Annotated in this window: 19 protein-coding genes; 13 read left to right on the top strand and 6 right to left on the bottom strand. The window is 68.3% G+C overall.

Annotated elements, in window-relative coordinates:
* Nucleotides 1-203 precede the first annotated feature (203 nt).
* The 4 genes from AC07OX_RS29935 to gstA all read right to left on the bottom strand — a co-directional run bounded on the left by AC07OX_RS29935 (nt 204) and on the right by gstA (nt 4,761).
* On the bottom strand, nt 204-1,307 hold the full coding sequence (locus AC07OX_RS29935; protein WP_495263027.1) for an alkene reductase: 1,104 nt from the start codon (nt 1,305-1,307) through the stop codon (nt 204-206).
* 86 nt (nt 1,308-1,393) lie between these two features.
* Nucleotides 1,394-3,217, bottom strand: a complete 1,824-nt coding sequence (locus AC07OX_RS29930; protein WP_495263028.1) for an acyclic terpene utilization AtuA family protein — start codon at nt 3,215-3,217, stop codon at nt 1,394-1,396.
* Nucleotides 3,214-4,011: an enoyl-CoA hydratase/isomerase family protein gene (locus AC07OX_RS29925; RefSeq protein ID WP_495263029.1), complete on the bottom strand. Its 798-nt coding sequence runs from the start codon at nt 4,009-4,011 to the stop codon at nt 3,214-3,216. The genes AC07OX_RS29930 and AC07OX_RS29925 overlap by 4 nt, the downstream gene beginning before the upstream one ends.
* A gap of 141 nt (nt 4,012-4,152) precedes the next feature.
* Nucleotides 4,153-4,761, bottom strand: a complete 609-nt coding sequence (gstA, locus tag AC07OX_RS29920; protein WP_447739793.1) for a glutathione transferase GstA — start codon at nt 4,759-4,761, stop codon at nt 4,153-4,155.
* A 190-nt stretch (nt 4,762-4,951) separates the two neighbouring features.
* Between gstA and AC07OX_RS29915 the strand changes: the two genes are divergently transcribed.
* The 9 genes from AC07OX_RS29915 to AC07OX_RS29875 all read left to right on the top strand — a co-directional run bounded on the left by AC07OX_RS29915 (nt 4,952) and on the right by AC07OX_RS29875 (nt 13,101).
* A complete protein-coding gene (locus AC07OX_RS29915; protein ID WP_013538518.1) occupies nt 4,952-5,137 on the top strand; it encodes a DUF1328 family protein in 186 nt (61 codons plus the stop codon).
* Complete coding sequence (locus tag AC07OX_RS29910; RefSeq protein ID WP_495263030.1) at nt 5,134-6,042, top strand: transglutaminase-like domain-containing protein; 909 nt, start codon at nt 5,134-5,136, stop codon at nt 6,040-6,042. Before AC07OX_RS29915 ends, AC07OX_RS29910 begins: the two co-directional genes overlap by 4 nt.
* Nucleotides 6,043-6,218: 176 nt before the next feature.
* Complete coding sequence (mnmG, locus tag AC07OX_RS29905; protein ID WP_495263031.1) at nt 6,219-8,204, top strand: tRNA uridine-5-carboxymethylaminomethyl(34) synthesis enzyme MnmG; 1,986 nt, start codon at nt 6,219-6,221, stop codon at nt 8,202-8,204.
* Nucleotides 8,201-8,845 (top strand): 16S rRNA (guanine(527)-N(7))-methyltransferase RsmG, encoded by a 645-nt coding sequence (rsmG, locus tag AC07OX_RS29900; RefSeq protein ID WP_095948434.1) that lies wholly within the window; start codon nt 8,201-8,203, stop codon nt 8,843-8,845. The genes mnmG and rsmG overlap by 4 nt, the downstream gene beginning before the upstream one ends.
* A 113-nt stretch (nt 8,846-8,958) precedes the next feature.
* Nucleotides 8,959-9,573 (top strand): LysE family transporter, encoded by a 615-nt coding sequence (locus tag AC07OX_RS29895; RefSeq protein ID WP_095743039.1) that lies wholly within the window; start codon nt 8,959-8,961, stop codon nt 9,571-9,573.
* 29 nt (nt 9,574-9,602) lie between these two features.
* Nucleotides 9,603-10,523: a ParA family protein gene (locus AC07OX_RS29890; protein WP_095743040.1), complete on the top strand. Its 921-nt coding sequence runs from the start codon at nt 9,603-9,605 to the stop codon at nt 10,521-10,523.
* Nucleotides 10,524-10,571: 48 nt separating this feature from the next.
* Nucleotides 10,572-11,117, top strand: a complete 546-nt coding sequence (locus tag AC07OX_RS29885; RefSeq protein WP_070061441.1) for an RBBP9/YdeN family alpha/beta hydrolase — start codon at nt 10,572-10,574, stop codon at nt 11,115-11,117.
* The gene (locus tag AC07OX_RS29880; RefSeq protein ID WP_062473760.1) at nt 11,117-12,070 is read left to right on the top strand and encodes a ParB/RepB/Spo0J family partition protein; all 954 of its coding nucleotides are present in this window, start codon (nt 11,117-11,119) and stop codon (nt 12,068-12,070) included. The genes AC07OX_RS29885 and AC07OX_RS29880 overlap by 1 nt, the downstream gene beginning before the upstream one ends.
* 131 nt (nt 12,071-12,201) lie before the next feature.
* Complete coding sequence (locus AC07OX_RS29875; RefSeq protein ID WP_070061439.1) at nt 12,202-13,101, top strand: CsgG/HfaB family protein; 900 nt, start codon at nt 12,202-12,204, stop codon at nt 13,099-13,101.
* 87 nt (nt 13,102-13,188) lie between these two features.
* Here the strand turns inward: AC07OX_RS29875 and AC07OX_RS29870 are convergent, their stop codons facing one another.
* Complete coding sequence (locus AC07OX_RS29870) at nt 13,189-14,613, bottom strand: FAD-binding oxidoreductase (RefSeq protein WP_070061438.1); 1,425 nt, start codon at nt 14,611-14,613, stop codon at nt 13,189-13,191.
* Between the two features lie 76 nt (nt 14,614-14,689).
* Here AC07OX_RS29870 and AC07OX_RS29865 point away from each other — a divergent pair, with 76 nt between their 5' ends.
* The 4 genes from AC07OX_RS29865 (at nt 14,690) to AC07OX_RS29850 (ending at nt 16,981) form a co-directional block, all read left to right on the top strand.
* The gene (locus AC07OX_RS29865) at nt 14,690-15,190 is read left to right on the top strand and encodes a DinB family protein (RefSeq protein ID WP_095948436.1); all 501 of its coding nucleotides are present in this window, start codon (nt 14,690-14,692) and stop codon (nt 15,188-15,190) included.
* A gap of 14 nt (nt 15,191-15,204) precedes the next feature.
* The gene (locus AC07OX_RS29860; RefSeq protein ID WP_495263032.1) at nt 15,205-15,804 is read left to right on the top strand and encodes a cob(I)yrinic acid a,c-diamide adenosyltransferase; all 600 of its coding nucleotides are present in this window, start codon (nt 15,205-15,207) and stop codon (nt 15,802-15,804) included.
* On the top strand, nt 15,801-16,154 hold the full coding sequence (locus tag AC07OX_RS29855; RefSeq protein WP_495263033.1) for a hypothetical protein: 354 nt from the start codon (nt 15,801-15,803) through the stop codon (nt 16,152-16,154). The genes AC07OX_RS29860 and AC07OX_RS29855 overlap by 4 nt, the downstream gene beginning before the upstream one ends.
* Nucleotides 16,155-16,456: 302 nt before the next feature.
* The gene (locus AC07OX_RS29850) at nt 16,457-16,981 is read left to right on the top strand and encodes a class IV adenylate cyclase (protein ID WP_495263034.1); all 525 of its coding nucleotides are present in this window, start codon (nt 16,457-16,459) and stop codon (nt 16,979-16,981) included.
* Here AC07OX_RS29850 and AC07OX_RS29845 read toward each other — a convergent pair.
* Complete coding sequence (locus tag AC07OX_RS29845) at nt 16,948-17,325, bottom strand: MerR family transcriptional regulator (RefSeq protein WP_495263035.1); 378 nt, start codon at nt 17,323-17,325, stop codon at nt 16,948-16,950. The genes AC07OX_RS29850 and AC07OX_RS29845 overlap by 34 nt on opposite strands.
* Between the last annotated feature and the right edge of the window lie 31 nt (nt 17,326-17,356).

Below are 17,356 nucleotides of genomic sequence, written 5' to 3'. Positions count from 1 at the left end.
CAGTGCAGCCTGACCAAGAACAACAGGGATCGCAGCAGAAGAGACAGACAGCGTGCGCGGCATCGACGACTTCCTTGAGAGGAGGAGAGGTCGGCGCAGTCTGCAGGGACTGCGCGGCGCACACTGCGAACAATCGTCACCTCACGCGCTGCTCGCCAAAAAGGGCGAAGCAAGCGCGAAGAAGTTGACGCTGGAAGGCTGGCTCAGCCCAGCGCCGGATAGTCCGTATACCCCTTCACTCCACCCCCATACATCGTCGCTTTGTCGAGCTCGTTCAGCGGCGCGTGCTCGCGCAGGCGGCGCACCAGGTCGGGGTTCGAGATGAAGGGCTTGCCGAAGGCCACGAGGTCGTCGCCTTCCTTCACGGCTTCTTCGGCCAGGGGGCGGTCGTAGCCGTTGTTGACCATCCAGGCGGCCTTGCCGCCTGCGGCGCGGTAGGCAGCCTTGAGGGCTTCATAGTCGAAGGGGCGGTCGGCGATTTCGCGCGGGCCGCCGGTGGCGCCTTCGATGATGTGGATGTAGGCCAGGTCCAGCGGCGCGAGCTGCTGCACGACGTAGGTGAACAGCGGCTGCGGGTCGCTGTCGTGCGCGTCGTTGGCGGGCGTGACGGGCGACAGGCGGATGCCGGTCTTGCCGCCGCCGACGGCGTCGACCACGGCGCGCGTGGACTCGAGCAGCAGGCGCGCGCGGTTCTTGATGGAACCGCCGTAGTCGTCGGTGCGCTTGTTGCTGCCGTCTTTCAGGAACTGGTCGAGCAGGTAGCCGTTGGCGCCGTGCAGTTCCACGCCGTCGAAGCCTGAGGTCTCGACGGCGTTGCGTGCGGCCGCGGCATAGGCGTGGACGATGCCGGGCAGTTCGGCTGCGTCGAGCGCGCGCGGCTCCGACGTTTCAACGAAGGTGGGCACGCCGTCCTTGATGAGCACAGTCTTGGTCTTGGCGGTGATGGCCGAGGGCGCGACGGGCTTGCCGCCACCGGGTTGCAGTTCGGTGTGCGAGACGCGGCCCACGTGCCACAGCTGCACGACGATCTTGCCGCCCTCGGCGTGCACGGCGTCGGTCACGCGCTTCCAGGCGTCGAGCTGCTCGGTGCCGTAGAGGCCGGGCACGTCGGCGTAGCCCTGGCCCTGGTGGCTGATGGCGGTGGCTTCGGTGATGAGCAGGCCGGCGCTGGCGCGCTGGGCGTAGTAGGTGGCGGCGATGTCGGGCGGGATCGCGTTGGGCGAGCGGTTGCGCGTGAGCGGCGCCATCACGATGCGGTTGGCGAGCTGGAGGTCGCCGGCCTGGACGGGGTCGAAAAGGGTGGACATCGTGGATTGAGGGGGCAGAGTTGAAACAGGCGCAAGGCTAAGCCGCCCGTCTCAACCCTGCTGTCGCACGGTTGTCCCGATTGGTGCTAAGGAAGCAGCCGCGCCAGCAGCGCCGGGTTCACGCGCACGGGCAGCGCCAGCAGGATTTGCCCCATGCCCTTGCCGAGCGGGTCGTTGCGCAGCGAGGCCATGCCGCCGCCGCCCAGCGCCTGCTCGCAGACGAAGTTGAAGGCGTGGATGCCGGGCACCTCGTGGCGCGTGACGCGGCCCTGCACCAGGTGCGCGAGCCATGCGGCCACGCGCGCCTCGGTGAGCTGCGCGCGCAGCAGCGGCAGCAGTTCGGGATGGCGCGCGATGACGCCGATGTTCGAGGTGTCTCCCTTGTCGCCGCTGCGGGCCCACGCGAGGCGGATCAGCGGGACCTCGATGGCGTCGTCGCCGGGCGTGGCCAGGGGCAGTTCATCGTTGGTGCGCACTGCAGGCGGGTCGCCGCTGGTGGCGAGCGTCGCTGGCACATCGACGGCTTGCCCATCGACGCGCACCTGCGGGCCCACGCGCGCCTTGTCGAGCAGGAACGCGTACTGCCGGATCGACGGCGACACCGAGGCGCGTCCGCCGCCCGCGCCCGTGGTGCCGGGCGCCCACGAGGTGCCGGCCGGCGCGACCTCGCGCGTGAACAGCTCCAGCGCGTCCTTGCGCGGATGCGTCACGGCGAGCCGCAGCACGGCCTCGCGGATCTGCTGCGCCTGCGTCTGCGCGTGCGGGCCGTAGCAGGACTCGGCGCCGAGCACTTCGAGCTGCGTGCCGCTGTAGGGCCCGAGGCCCTGCTGCGCGAACAGGGCGCCGGTGCGCGCGAGGATCGCTTCGCCGGTGCGCCGCGCCTTGGCCACCGCGTCGAAGCCCACGATCGTGAGCTGCGCCGCGGTCTTGAAGCCGTCGACATACGTGGCGCAGACCTTGTAGCTGCCGGTGGGGGCGCGGCCGCGCGCGCCGTGCACGCGCACGCGGTGTTCGCCCGCCTGTTCGATGCGCACCTGCGTGAAGTCGGCCACCACGTCGGGCAGCAGGTAGGCGGCGGGATCGCCGATTTCGTAGAGCATCTGCTCGCCGACCACGGCGGGCGTGAGCTTGCCGCCGGTGCCCGCGGGCTTGGTGACGACGAAGCTGCCGTCGGCGCTGCATTCGACGATGGGATAGCCGATGTTCGGCCAGTCGGGCACGGTGTCCCAGTCGGTGTGCAGGCCGCCGGTGGCCTGGCAGCCGCACTCGATGATGTGGCCCGCGAGGCTGCCCGCGGCAAGCAGGTCGTGGTCGCCGGGCTGCCATTGGAATTCATGCATCAGCACGCCGAGCGTGACGGCCGAGTCGACGCAGCGGCCGGTGATGACGACCTGCGCGCCCGCGTCGAGCGCGGCCTGGACCGGGCGCGCGCCCAGGTAGGCATTGGCGCTGAGCACGCGCTCGGGCAGCGGCGCGCCGCTCTGCAGTTCGCGCACGGGCGGTTGCGAAGCGCGCAGTTCGGGCAGCAGCGGCGACACGTCGTCGCCGCTGACCACGGCGATCTTCAGCGAGACGCCTTGCTCGGCGGCCAATGCCGCGAGCGCATCGGCGCAGCCTTGCGGGTTGACGCCGCCCGCATTGCTCACGACGCGGATGCCTTGTTTCACGACGTCTTTCAGCACGGCCTTCATCGCGACGGAGACGAAGTCGGTCGCATAGCCCAGCTCGGGCTTCTTCAGCCGCGCGCCCGCGAGGATCGACATGGTGAGCTCGGCGAGGTAGTCGAACACGAGGTAGTCGATCTGCCCGCTGGCCACGAGCTGCGGCGCGCCCACGCTGCTGTCGCCCCAGAAGCCCGAGGCGCCGCCGATGCGGACGACGCGATTGTTGTTGTGGTTGCTGCTGTTCATCGGCCACTCCATTGCGGTTTGCGCTTCTCGCGGAAGGCGAGCTGGCCTTCGGCCGCGTCTTCGGTGAGCGCGAACAGGCCGATCTGGCTTTCGGTGAACGCCATCGATTCCTCGAAGGCCATGGCCTCGATCTTCTTCATCGTGTACAGGCCGCGGCGGATGGCGGCGGGCGACTTGTCGAGCAGCCGACCCAGCAGCCAGTCGACGCTCTCGTCGACGTCGTCGCTCACGCGATTGACCAGCTTCAGCTCGAGCGCCTGCGCGGCGTCGATCGGTTCGCCGGTGATGCACATCTCGGCCAGCACGCGGCGTGGCAGCAGACCGCCGAGCACGCTGAGCACCTGTGCGGGAAACACGCCGACCTTCACCTCGGGCAGGCCGAACACGGCCTGGCGGCTGGCCACGGCCAGGTCGCACATCGCCATGAGGCCCATGCCGCCCGCCATGCAGGCGCCGTTGACGCGCGCGATCAGCGGCACGGTCGATTGCCGCGCCTGGCGAAAGAGGTTGGCGATGCCCTGGTAGGGCGCGGCGTAGTCGAACTTGAACGAGGTGCCGCTTTGCAGGTCGGCGCCGGCGCAGAAGGCGCGCGTGCCGGCGCCGGTGAGGACCACGGCGCGCACGGCGGTGTCGCGGTTGGCGCGTGCCAGCGCATCGGACAGGCCCTCGAGCACGGCCGCGTTGATGGCGTTGCGGCGTTCCTGGCGATCGATGGTGAGCCACATGACGGGCCCGCGCATCTCTTCGCGCAGCTCGATGGGGGACGGGGAAGAAGGGGGAGGGGATTCGGACATGGGCGGCTCGGCTTCCTGGTGACGGATGCCGTAGCGTCGCCCGAAAAAAAAGCCGCGGCATGCGGCTTGTGGCTGCGGTGATCCGGGTTTTCCCTGGGGTGGCCCGGATCGTCGCTGGCGTCGCGTTCTGTGCGCTTTTGCTTACTTCAGCAGGCCTTCGGCCTTCATCGCTTCCTGAACGGCGGGGCGGGCAGCCACGCGGGCGTGCCAGGCCAGCACGTTGGGGAAGTCCGAGATGTCCACGCCGGTGGGCTTGGTCCAGTTGGTGACGGTGAACAGGTAGCCGTCGGCCACGCTGAAATGCTCGCCCATCAGGTACTGCTTGGCGGCGAGTTCGCCGTCGAGCCACTGGAAGCGGGCCTTCAGCTTGTCCTTGGAGATGGTCTTGGCTTCCTCGGGCATGGCCGGGTTGAACAGCGGGCTGAAGCCCTTGTGCATCTCGGTGCCGATGAAGGTCAGCCACTCCTGCAGGCGGTAGCGCGGCATGGTGCCGTTGGCGGGCGCGAGGTTCTTGGTGGGCGCGAGGTCGGCAATGTATTGCACGATGGCCGGGCCTTCGCGCAGGCGGGTGCCGTCGTCGAGCTCGAGCATCGGCACGTAGCCCAGCGGGTTGATGCCGTAGTAGTCGGTGCCGTCCTGCAGCTTGTGGCTCTTGGTGCTGGCCAGCACCGGCTCGAAGGCGATGCCCGCTTCGTGCAGCGCGATGTGGGGGGAGAGCGAGCAGGCGCCGGGCGAGTAGTACAGCTTCATTCGAAAAAACTCCAATGGATAGAAGGAAAAGATCTGTGCGACCGCAGGGGATGCTAGCGGGTTTGGCCGCATCGCGTTTTTGTCCTACGGCGGCTCGCGCGTGCCGACTATCGGGCGGCGTAGCCGGGCTTCCTACAGTCCGGACACGGCGGCGCATGCCCGCCGCAAAGCAACCAAGGAGTGGTTCACCATGCTCAAGTACGCGATCATTTTTGCGGTCATCTCGCTCGTGGCGGGTCTGCTGGGCTTCGGCGGCGTGGCGGCCGGTGCGGCGGGCATCGCCAAGCTGCTGTTCGGCCTGTTTCTCGTGCTGGCGGTGCTGTTCGTGGTGCTGGCCGCACTTGGCGTGGGCGCGGTGAAGAAGGCGCTCGATTGACCGCCTTGCCTCATGCCATGCACCTGTCGCACGTCGACCTGCGCCTGGACTACGAGGTGGACGCCCCGGCGCACCTGCGGCTGAACATCGAGGCCGCGCGCACGGGTGCGCAGGCGGTGCTGGCCGAGACGCTCACCATCGCGCCGCCCGCGCGGCTGCGGGTGGGCTGCGAGGCCGACAGCGGCAACCGCTTCGTGCGCTTCGACGCGGCGCCCGGGCCGCTGACCATCGCCTACCGCGCGACGGTGCGGCGCCCGGTGGTGCATGTGCCGGCTACCTTGCCCGAGGTGCCGGTGAGCCAGCTGCCCGACGCGGTGCTGGGCGACCTGCTGCCCACGCGCTATTGCGAGTCGGACCTGCTGGCGCGCTGCGCGCAGCAGCTCTTCGGCGACCTGCCGCCGGGCATCGGCCGCGTGCAGGCGATTGCCGACTGGATCCACGACAGCATCGTCTACGTGCCGGGCAGCAGCGACTCGACCACCACGGCGCGCGAAGTGTTCGTGCAGCGCGCCGGCGTGTGCCGCGACTTCGCGCACCTGGGCATCACCTTCTGCCGCGCGCTCAACATTCCGGCGCGGCTGGTGGTGGGCTATGTGTGGTTCGACGAGCCACCGCAGGACTTCCATGCCGTGTTCGAAGCCTGGCTCGGCGGGCAGTGGGTGCTGTTCGATCCGACACGCATGGCGCCCGTCGATCGGCTGGTGCGCGTGGGCACGGGGCGCGACGCAAAGGACGTGGCCTTCTCCACGATCTTCGGCGCGGTGCGCATGACCGACAAGAAGCTCACGGTGCAGGAGCTGCAGGACGAGCGCGCGGTGCCGCCGCGCACGCCGGCCCCCAGCGGCGAGCTGCGGGGCATCGAAAAGCCCGATCCGGTGTCGGAGCCCGCGCAAGTGCCCGCCTGACGGGGATTGTTTGCTATTAAATATATAGCAATCTACATAATGCCGACAAGGCTCCGGGCCGATTTTGGCGTGGCTCCCTAGCTTGTCCACACAGGGGTTGCGGCAGGGCATCGCCGCTTAAAATTAGTGCCCTTTTTTGCGCCGCGCACGCGTCTGTGGTGCGCCCCCTTTTTCCAATGCTGTACCCCGAAGAATTCGATGTGATCGTCGTCGGCGGTGGCCATGCCGGCACCGAAGCCGCGCTCGCTTCCGCACGCATGGGCGCCAAGACGCTGCTGCTCTCCCACAACATCGAGACGCTGGGGCAGATGAGCTGCAACCCGTCGATCGGCGGCATCGGCAAGGGCCACCTCGTGAAGGAGGTCGACGCGCTCGGCGGTGCGATGGCCATTGCCACGGACGAGGCGGGCATCCAGTTCCGCATCCTCAACTCGAGCAAGGGCCCAGCCGTGCGCGCCACGCGGGCGCAGGCCGACCGCGTGCTGTACAAGGCCGCGATCCGCCACCGCCTGGAAAACCAGCCGAACCTGAGCCTGTTCCAGCAAGCCGTCGACGACCTGATGATCGAAGGCGATCGCGTGGTCGGCGCCGTCACGCAGGTGGGCATTTCTTTCCGCGCGCGCACCGTGGTGCTGACAGCGGGCACTTTCCTCGACGGCCGCATCCACGTCGGCCTCGACAACTACCAGGCCGGCCGCGCAGGCGACCCGCCGGCCATCAGCCTGTCGGCGCGCCTCAAGGAACTGAAGCTGCCGCAGGGCCGCCTCAAGACCGGCACGCCGCCGCGCCTGGACGGCCGCAGCATCGACTTCTCGAAGTGCACCGAACAACCCGGCGACGGCATGCCCGGTGGGGCAGGGCCGATGCCGGTGTTCAGCTTCATGGGCAAGGTCGAGATGCACCCGCAGCAGATGCCGTGCTGGGTGACGCACACCAACCAGCGCACGCACGACATCATCCGCTCGGGCTTCGACCGCAGCCCGATGTTCACCGGCAAGATCGACGGCGTGGGTCCACGCTACTGCCCGAGCGTCGAAGACAAGATCAACCGCTTCGCCGACAAGGACAGCCACCAGATCTTCCTGGAGCCCGAAGGCCTGACGACCAACGAGTACTACCCGAACGGGATCTCGACCAGCCTGCCGTTCGACATTCAGTACCAGCTGGTGCGCTCGATGCCGGGCCTGGAAAACGCCCACATCCTGCGCCCGGGCTACGCCATCGAGTACGACTACTTCGATCCGCGCGAACTCAAGAGCAGCTTCGAGACCCGAGCGATCCGCGGCCTGTTCTTTGCCGGACAGATCAACGGCACCACCGGCTACGAAGAAGCCGCGGCCCAGGGCCTGTTCGCCGGCATCAACGCCGCGCTGCAGTGCCGGGGCGAAGACGCCTGGCTGCCGCGCCGCGACGAGGCCTACCTGGGCGTGCTGGTCGATGACCTGATCACCAAGGGCGTGACCGAGCCGTACCGCATGTTCACCAGCCGCGCCGAGTTCCGGCTGCAGCTGCGCGAGGACAACGCCGACATGCGACTGACCGAAGCAGGGCGCAAGCTGGGCCTCGTGGACGACGCGCGCTGGGACGCTTTCAGCCGCAAGCGCGACGCTGTTTCACGTGAAACAGAGCGGCTCAAGTCGATCTGGGTGAACCCGCGCAACCTGCCGGCGACCGAGTCGGCCCGGGTGCTGGGCAAGGCCATCGAGCACGAATACAACCTGGCCGACCTGCTGCGCCGGCCCGACGTGAACTACGAAACCCTGATGTCACTGGACGGCGGCAAGTACGGCCCGTCGTCGGCGCTGAGCGCTTCCGAGATCGAGCAGATCGAGATCTCGGCCAAGTACTCCGGCTACATCGAGCGCCAGCACGACGAAGTGGAGCGCGCCGTCCACTTCGAGAACCTGAAGCTGCCGGCCGATTTCGACTACGGCCAGGTCAAGGCCCTGAGCTTCGAGGTGCGCCAGAAGCTGGACAAGCACCGACCCGAAACGCTGGGGTTGGCATCGCGCATCTCCGGCGTCACGCCCGCCGCGATCTCGCTGCTGATGATTCACCTGCGCAAGGGCGGGCACAAGGCCTTCGCCCGCGATGCCGCCGATACCGCCGCGACCACAGAAACCACCGAAGCTGCTGCCACCGAGCCGCACACCGCACCATGAGCGCGACGCCCCTCGACACGCTGCGCGCAGGCGCAGCCGCCTTGGGCGTGGCCCTGTCCGACACGCAGGGCGAACAGCTGCTGGCCTACGGCACGCTGATGCTCAAGTGGAACAAGGTCTACAACCTGACGGCCGTGCGCGACCCGGCCGGCGTCATGACGCACCACCTGCTCGACAGCCTCGCGGCCGTCGCACCGCTGCAGCGCGAGTGGGCAGGGAAGGGCAGGCTGCTCGACGTCGGCTCCGGCGGCGGTCTGCCGGGCGTGGTGATCGCCATCATGCGGCCCGACATCGAGGTCAGCTGCCTCGATGCCGTCGCCAAGAAGGCCGCCTTTGTGCAACAAGTGGCGGCCGAACTGGAGTTGCCGAACCTGCGCGGCCTGCACGCGCGAGTCGAATCGCTGGCCGGCAGCTACGAGGTGATCAGCTCACGCGCCTTCGCGTCGCTGCCCGATTTCTTCAACGGCTCGGTGCACCTGCTGGCACCGGGCGGCGTCTGGCTGGCCATGAAGGGCAAGGTGCCGACCGATGAACTGGCCGTCTTGCCGGCCGGCGTTGCAGTGTTTCACGTGGAACAACTGACGGTGCCGGGCCTGGACGCCGAGCGCTGTATCGTCTGGGCGCGCAAAGAGGCCGCCTGATTTCGTAAAAGATGCGACGGCACCGGCAAAAGCCGGTGCCGGAGCAATCTTCCCGGCGCTGGCCTGCCTTAGACTCGAAGCCTCCCCTGGCTCTCTTTTTCGAGGCAAATCCCATGTTCGGCATCGCTGACTACGGCGCATTCGTCGCCGCCATCGTCCTGTTCCTTCTGATTCCCGGTCCGGGCAATCTGGCGCTGATCACTTCGACCAGCAAAGGCGGCATTCGTGGCGGCCTGGCAGCGACCTTCGGCGTGATCCTGGGAGACCAGGTCCTGATGTGGGCGGCGGTGGCGGGCGTGTCCGCCGTGCTGGCTGCCTACCCGGCCGCCTTCAAGGCGGTGCAATGGCTGGGCGCCGCCTACCTGGCGTGGCTCGGCCTCAAGATGCTCCTGGCCAAGCCCGGCGCGGCACCGATTTTGAACATCCGCCCGAGCCATTTTCTGCGCCAGGCGCTGACGATCACCTTGCTGAACCCCAAGGCGATCGTGTTCTACATGGCCTTCTTCCCGCTGTTCGTCGATCCGGCGCGCCACCAGGGTGTCATCACCTTCGGCGCCATGGCCGTGACCATCGCCGCGCTGACCTTCCTGTACGGCCTGACCTCGACGCTGCTCACGCACTTCCTGGCCGAGCGCATCCGCGCCAATCCCCGCATCTCGGCCACGCTCGAAAAGCTGGCTGGCACCTTCCTGATTGCCTTCGGCATCAAGCTCGCGATCTCGCGCTGACCGACCCCGACGACCCGCACTGACGACACATGGCCAAGATTTTCTGCATCGCCAACCAGAAGGGCGGCGTCGGCAAGACCACCACCACTGTCAATCTCGCCGCCGGCCTGGCCAAGGTGGGCCAGCGCGTGCTGATGATCGACCTCGATCCCCAGGGCAACGCCACCATGGGCTCGGGCATCGACAAGCGCCAGCTGGAGCTCACGGTGTACGACGTGCTGCTCGAGTCGGCCTCGGTGGCCGAGGCGCGGGTGAAGTCCGACAAGCTTGTCGAGGCCGAAGCCAGCTACGACGTGCTGGGTGCCAACCGTGAGCTGGCCGGCGCCGAAGTCGAAATGGTGGCGCTCGACCGCCGCGAAAAACGCCTGCGCACCGCGCTGGCCGCGGTCGGTGCCGAGTACGACTTCGTGCTGATCGACTGCCCGCCGAGCCTGAGCCTGCTGACGCTCAACGGCCTGTGCGCGGCCCACGGCGTGATCGTGCCGATGCAGTGCGAGTACTTCGCGCTCGAAGGGCTCACGGACCTGGTCAACACCATCAAGCAGGTGCACGCCAACCTCAACAAGAACCTGCAGATCATCGGCCTGCTGCGCGTGATGTTTGATCCGCGCATCACGCTGCAGCAGCAGGTGAGCGAGCAGCTCAAGTCCCACTTCGGCGACAAGGTGTTCGATACGGTGATCCCGCGCAATGTGCGCCTGGCCGAAGCGCCGAGCTACGGCCTGCCGGGCGTGGTGTTCGACCCGGCCGCCCGCGGCAGCCAGGCCTTCATCGCCTTCGCGGAAGAGCTGGTCGCCAAGATGCCGCCCGCGAGCGCCTTCGCCTCGGGCGCGGTGGCACCGCCGGTCACGCCCCCGCCGCGCGTGGTGCCCGACCTGCCGATTCCCGACGATGTGCTGGCCGCCGCGCCTTCTGCTTCCGTCGCCGATACCGACCAAAACCCCGTCTGACGCCCGCCCGAAGGGCGGCAGGCGCTATCAAGTTCGTAGCAACCAGCCATGAGTGAACCCCGCATCCTGCTGCTGCCCGGATGGCAGAACAGCGGCCCCGGCCATTGGCAGACCCGCTGGGAGTCGGTCTACGGCGACCGCCGCGTCGACCAGCACGAATGGATGCGCCCGCTGCGCGGCGACTGGTCGATCCGCCTCGAAGAAGAAGTGCTGGCCGCGCCGGGCCAAGTGGTGCTGGCTGCCCACAGCCTCGGCTGCATCCTCACCGCCGCCTGGGCGGCCCACTCGCGCAACACGCACAAGGTGCGCGGCGCGCTGCTGGTGGCGCCCGGCGACCTGGAGCGCGACGACCTGCGCCAACTGATTCCCGGCTGGGCACCTATCGTGCGCCAGCCGCTGCCGTTTCCGGCCGTGCTGATCGCCGCCAACGACGACCCGTACTGCGAAGCCTCGCGCTCGAAGCAGCTGGCCCGCGACTGGGGCGCACGCTTCATCGATGCCGGCACCGGCGGCCACCTGAACGCCGAATCCGGCCTGGGCGACTGGCCCGAAGGCCGGAAACTCCTGAACGACCTCTCGAAAGACACGCACTGATGGCGACCAAGAAACCCAAGGGCCTGGGCCGCGGCCTCGAAGCGCTGCTCGGCCCGACGGCCGCACCCTCCGCCGATCCGCTCGGCAATGGCGGCGACCGCGCCACGGAAGAGGGCGGTGCCCCGCAGAACCCCAACACCCTGAAGCTCGACCAGATGGTGGCCGGCGTCTACCAGCCGCGCACCCGCATGGACGAGGGCGCGCTGTACGAGCTGGCCGAGAGCATCAAGGTGCAGGGCATCATGCAGCCGATCCTGGTGCGCCGGCTCGATGCCGAGTCGGCCGCGGCCAAGAACGCCGAGTACGAAATCATCGCGGGCGAGCGGCGCTTCCGTGCCGCCCGGCTCGCCGGCCTGGACACCGTGCCGGTGCTGGTGCGCGACGTGCCCAACGAGGCCGCGGCGGCCATGTCGCTCATCGAGAACATCCAGCGCGAAGACCTCAACCCGCTGGAAGAGGCCCAAGGCCTGCAACGCCTGGTGACCGAGTTTGGGCTCACTCACGAAATGGCGGCCCAGGCTGTCGGCCGTTCGCGCAGCGCCGCCAGCAACCTGCTGCGCCTGCTGAACCTCGCCGAGCCCGCGCAGCTGATGCTGATGGCCGGCGACATCGACATGGGCCACGCACGCGCGCTGCTGTCGCTCGACCGCGGCACGCAGATCACCGCGGCCAACCAGATCGCCGCCAAGAAGATGTCGGTGCGCGAGGCCGAGGCGTTGGTGAAGAAGCTCGCGGCCGAGTTCACGCTCACGCCCTCGCGGCGCGGCAATGCCGGCGAGAAGTCGCGCGACCTGCAGCGCGTGGAAGAAGAGCTGGCCGACCTGCTGACGGCCGAGGTCGAGGTGCGCATCAAGAAGCGCACGAAGCGCGGTGAGAGCGGCGAGCTGGCGATCCACTTCGGCTCCATCGAAGCACTCAACGGGCTCATCGAACGCATCCGCCGAACGGCCTAGTTCGGCTTGCGTTGCGAAGACGGACCCCAGCGTTCGTTTGATTGATTCCTGCAATCCTTTGCGCGTATCCTCGATCGCGGTTTTTCTTTCAGCCCTGCAAGACCACCACCATCGAAACGAGGGAGTCGACCATGCCGTTCTTCGCCACCAAGTTCCCGCTCGCCGCAGTCGCCGTCGGCGCGCTGCTGCTCACGGGCTGCGCCACCACCGACATGCAGATGGGCAGCCAGTCGGCCAAGACCATGGCCACGGGCAGCGCCGCCGGCGGTGCCACGTCGGGCGAGAGCAGCCAGCTCGAGCGCTGCGAATCGCCGCTGGGCACCGTCTCGCTGGTCGAGAACGTCAACGCCGGTTGGTACACCATCCTCACGGGCGAGTACCGCCTGCCGCCTACTGCAAATCTGTTGCGTTTGCTGGTGCAGCAGTCGAACTGTTTCATCGTCGTCGAGCGCGGCGCGGCCGGCATGAACGCCATGACGCGTGAACGCGCGCTGCAGCAGTCGGGCGAGATGCGCGGCGGCAGCAACTTCGGCCGCGGCCAGATGGTGGCGTCCGACTACGGCCTGTCGCCCGAGATCGTGTTCAGCAACAGCGATGCTGGCGGCATCGGCGGCGCGCTCGGCGGTCTCGTGGGTGGCGGCCGTGGCCGTGCCATCGCAGCCGTCGGCGGCAGCCTGCAGACCAAGGAAGCCAGCGCCTTGCTGACGCTCATCGATAACCGCTCGGGCGTGCAGGTCGCAGCAGCCGAGGGCAGCGCCTCCAAGACCGACTTCGGCGCCTTCGGCGGCCTGGCCGGCCGCAGCGGCGCCGGTGGCCTCGGCGGCTACACCAACACGGCGCAGGGCAAGGTGATTGCCGCAGCCTTCATGGACGCCTTCAACCAGATGGTCCGTTCGCTGCGCAACTACAAGGCGCAGACGGTGCGCGGCCAGGGCCTGGGCGGCGGTGGCCGTTTGGGTGTGGATGGCGGCGCCGCGCCTTCGCAGACCTACGTGCCACCGGAGCCGGCACCGGCACGTCGCCGCAGGTAAGAACAGGACGCGGGCCTTCGGGCCACGAAAAAGCCCGGCGCTCTTGCGAGCCGCCGGGCTTTTTCATTGATGCGTGATCGCGAGGGATCAGAGGCTGAAGATCTTGCCCGGGTTCATGATGTTCTTCGGATCGAGCGCGCGCTTGATCGTGCGCATCATGTCGATCGCGCCCACGCCGGCTTCGGTCACCAGGAAGTCCATCTTGTGCAGGCCCACGCCGTGTTCGCCCGTGCAGGTGCCTTCGAGCGCCAGCGCGCGGCTCACCAGCGCATGGTTCAACTCTTCGGCCTTCACGCGCTCTTCGGGGATGTTCGGGTCGAGCAGGTAGCCGAAGTGGAAGTTGCCGTCGCCCACGTGGCCGACGAGGAAGTAGGGGATGCCGCTGGCGTCGGCCTCGGCCACCGAGTCGAGCAGGCAGTCGGCCAGGCGCGAGATCGGCACGCAGGTGTCGGTCGAGATCACGCGGCAGCCCGGACGCGATTGCACGGCCGCGAAGTAGCTGTTGTGCCGCGCGGTCCACAGGCGCGTGCGTTCTTCCGGCGTGCTGGCCCATTCGAAGGCGTTGCCGCCATGGCCGCTCGCGAGCTCCTGCACCGTCTCCGCCTGCTCCTTCACGCCCGCGGGCGAGCCGTGGAATTCCATCAGCAGCATCGGCTCTTCGCGCAGGTTGAGCTTGGCGTAGGCGTTCACCATGCGCACCGTGTTCACGTCGATCAGCTCCACGCGCGCGATCGGCACGCCGAGCTGAATCGTCTCGATGGTGGTGCGCACCGCGGCCTCAATGCTCGGGAACGAGCAGATGGCCGCCGACACCGCCTCGGGCAGCGGGTAGATGCGCAGCGTGACCTCGGTGACCACGCCCAGCGTGCCTTCGCTGCCCACCATGAGGCGCGTGAGGTCGTAGCCGGCCGACGATTTCTTGGCGCGCGTGCCGGTGCGGATGATGTCGCCGCTGGCCGTGACCACCTCGAGCGCCAGCACGTTCTCGCGCATCGTGCCGTAGCGCACCGCGTTCGTGCCGCTGGCGCGCGTGGCCGTCATGCCGCCAATGGAGGCGTCGGCGCCCGGGTCGATGGGGAAGAACAGGCCCGTGCTCTTGATCTCTTCGTTGAGCTGCTTGCGCGTGACGCCCGGCTGCACCGTCACCGTGAGGTCGTCGGCGTTGATCGACAGCACCTGGTTCATGCGCGACACATCGATGCTGATGCCGCCTTGCACGGCGAGCAGGTGGCCTTCGAGCGAAGAGCCCACGCCGAAGGGAATGACCGGCACACTGTGCTCGCTCGCGAGCTTCACGGCATCGGCAACATCCTGCGTGCTTTCGGCGAACACCACGGCCGCGGGCGGCGGTGCGTCGAACGACGACTCGTCGCGCCCGTGCTGCGTGCGCACTGCCATCGCCGTGGAACAGTTATCGCCGAAGCGCGCCTTCAGCCCGTCGATCAGGGCCGCGGGAACGTCGCGCAGATGGAGCGCCGGCATCAGGTGCGAGGTGGAAGTCGGGGCGTTCATCGGGCGTCTCCTGGAGGGGCTGAGGGGGATCGGTCATTTTACGGAGCGCGCACCATAATGCGCTTCGGTAAAAGACATGAACCCCACGACCCTTGCAGCCCTCGCGGCCTTTCCCTCGCAGCTCGAAGCCCACTACGCGGCCATTCCCAAAGCCTTTCGGCATTGGGCGCCGCCGTCGTGGGAGGGCGTGCCCAGCGAAGCCTTCACCGCCATCGAGCAGCTGTGCCATGTGCGCGACATCGAGATCGAGGGCTACCACGTGCGCTTTCGCCGCACGCTCGCCGAAACCCATCCGACGCTCGCATCGATCGACAGCGAGCCGCTGGCCATCGAGCGCCATTACGGCGCGGCCGACCCTGCAGCGGTGCTCGCCGAGTTCCGCCAGGCGCGCGTGCAGACGATGGAAATCATCTCGCAGCTGAGCGACGCGCAGCTGGCGCGCACGGCCGTGTTCGAGGGCTACGGCCCGCTCACGATGCGCAGCCTCATCCACTACCTGTGCAGCCACGACCATCAGCATCTGGCCGGACTGCAATGGCTGGCCGGCAAGATCGACGCCGCCGGCCTTTCGACCTGAACCGAGGAGCGCCCATGGGCAACCGACTTTCCCAGATCGCCACCCGCACCGGCGACGACGGCACCACTGGCCTGGGCGACAACACCCGCGTGCCCAAGGACCACCTGCGCGTGCACGCGATGGGCGACGTGGACGAACTCAACTCGCACATCGGCGTGCTGCTGTGCGAACCGCTGCCAGAGCCCGTGCGCGAGCTGCTGGTCGATGTGCAGCACCAGCTCTTCAACCTCGGCGGCGAACTCTCGATGCCCGGTTTCATGCTGCTCAAGCCCGAGGCGCTGCTGCAGATCGACAACGCACTGGCCGACCACAACGCCGCCTTGCCGCGCCTGGCCGAATTCATCCTGCCCGCCGGCACGCGCGCCGCCTCGCTCGCACACGTGTGCCGCACCGTGGCGCGGCGTGCCGAGCGCGCCGTGGTGTCGCTGGGCGCCACCACTGAACTCAACGACGCGCCGCGCCAGTACCTCAACCGGCTCAGCGACCTGCTCTTCGTGCTCGCGCGCGTGCTCAACCGCATGAACGGCGGCGACGACGTGTACTGGAAGAGCGAGCGCATGGCCCGCGCGGCCGCCGCCGAATCCGAAGACCATTCCCAGGGGACGACGCCATGAAAACCTTCCACATCACCGCATCGCTCGCCGCCATCGCGGCCGCGCTCTGGCTGCCCGTCACCGCGCAGGCGCAGAGCGCCGACAACCCGCCCCAGGCCGAACGCGCCCACACGATCAAGTCGCCCTCGCGCAGCGGCAAGGTGGTGGGCAGCGTGCAACGCGGCACCAACGCCGCCGGCCGCGGCGTCAACCGCGCCGATGCGGCCACGCGGCGCGGCGTGAGCAACGTGTCGGAAAAAGCCAGCCGGCCCGTGCGCAACGTGGGCGAAGCTTTCGGACGAAAGCTGGCACCGGGCTCCAGCGGACGCGCGGCGCCGCCGCCTGTGGGGCCGCAGGGCAACGCGCCCTGAGTCTTTGCTGCTGTTCCTTCAGGGCGACGCTCCCGCCGACGCGGTACCTTGCTCCGCGAATGTCCCCCGGGGCTTCGCCCCTCCTCCTTGATTTCGCTGCGCAAGGCACCCCATCGACGTGAGCGCTGGGCAGTGCGGTCGTTGATCGGCTGCACACCAGCGCCGCGTCCTGTGCGCAGGACACTGGGTGCTTCCCGCAGCGAAATCAAGGAGGAGGGCGAAGCCCGGGGGACATTCGCGGAGGGAAGTACCCGGTGGCCTGTGCACGCGCCCCGAATCCCATCTCACAGAAGCCCACAGACATGGCAAGAAACATAGAGATCAAGGCCCGCATCGACAGCGTGGACCGCATCGCAGAAATCGCCGCAACGCTCGCCGACCAGGGCCCCATCGAGATCGCGCAAGACGACACCTTCTTCCGCTGCGAGCACAGCGCCGACCGCCTCAAGCTGCGCACCTTCGCGCCCGACCGCGCCGAGCTCATCTTCTACCGCCGCGCCGACAGCACCGGCCCGAAGGAATCGTTCTACCTGATCACGCCGATCACCACGCCCGACGCGCTGCGCGAATCGCTCACGCTCGCCTGGGGCCAGGCCGGCCGCGTGCGCAAGCAGCGCCGCCTGTTCCTTGTGGGCCGCACGCGCGTGCACCTCGACCGCGTCGAAGGGCTCGGTGAATTCCTCGAACTCGAAGTGGTGCTGCAAGACGGCGAGCTTGCGGATGCCGGCGTGACCGAAGCCCATGCGCTCATGGCCCGGCTCGGCGTGGCCGAAAGCCAGCTGGTGCAGGGCGCCTACGTCGACCTGTTGCGCGCGCAGGCCGCCTGAGCCATCGGGCAGCCGGCGGGTACGCGCGTCAGCAGGTCTTGCCGCAGCGCGTTCAGCTCGGCGATCTTCTGGTCGATGACCGCGACCTTGTCGGCCAGCAGCGCCGCAATCGCCTGGTCGGGCGCGGCCGATTCCCACACCGCGGGCAGGTTGTCGCCGATCTCGTGGAGGCTGAAGCCGAGCTTCTGCGCGGTGCGGATATAGCCCACCATCTGCACGGTTTCCTTCGCATAGACCCGGTAGCCGTTGCTGCCGCGTTGCGCGCGGATCAGGCCGCGCTCTTCGTAGAAGCGCAGCGTGTCGCGGCTCAAGCCCGTCGCCGAAGCCAGCTGGCCGATCTGCATGGTCGTGGTTCCTTCGCCGAAGAATGTGCTT

The sequence above is a fragment of the Variovorax sp. GW821-FHT09D07 genome (assembly GCF_059416345.1).
The sequence above is the reverse complement of the archived record's forward strand: the minus strand, read 5'-3'. Positions and strand labels throughout refer to the sequence as shown.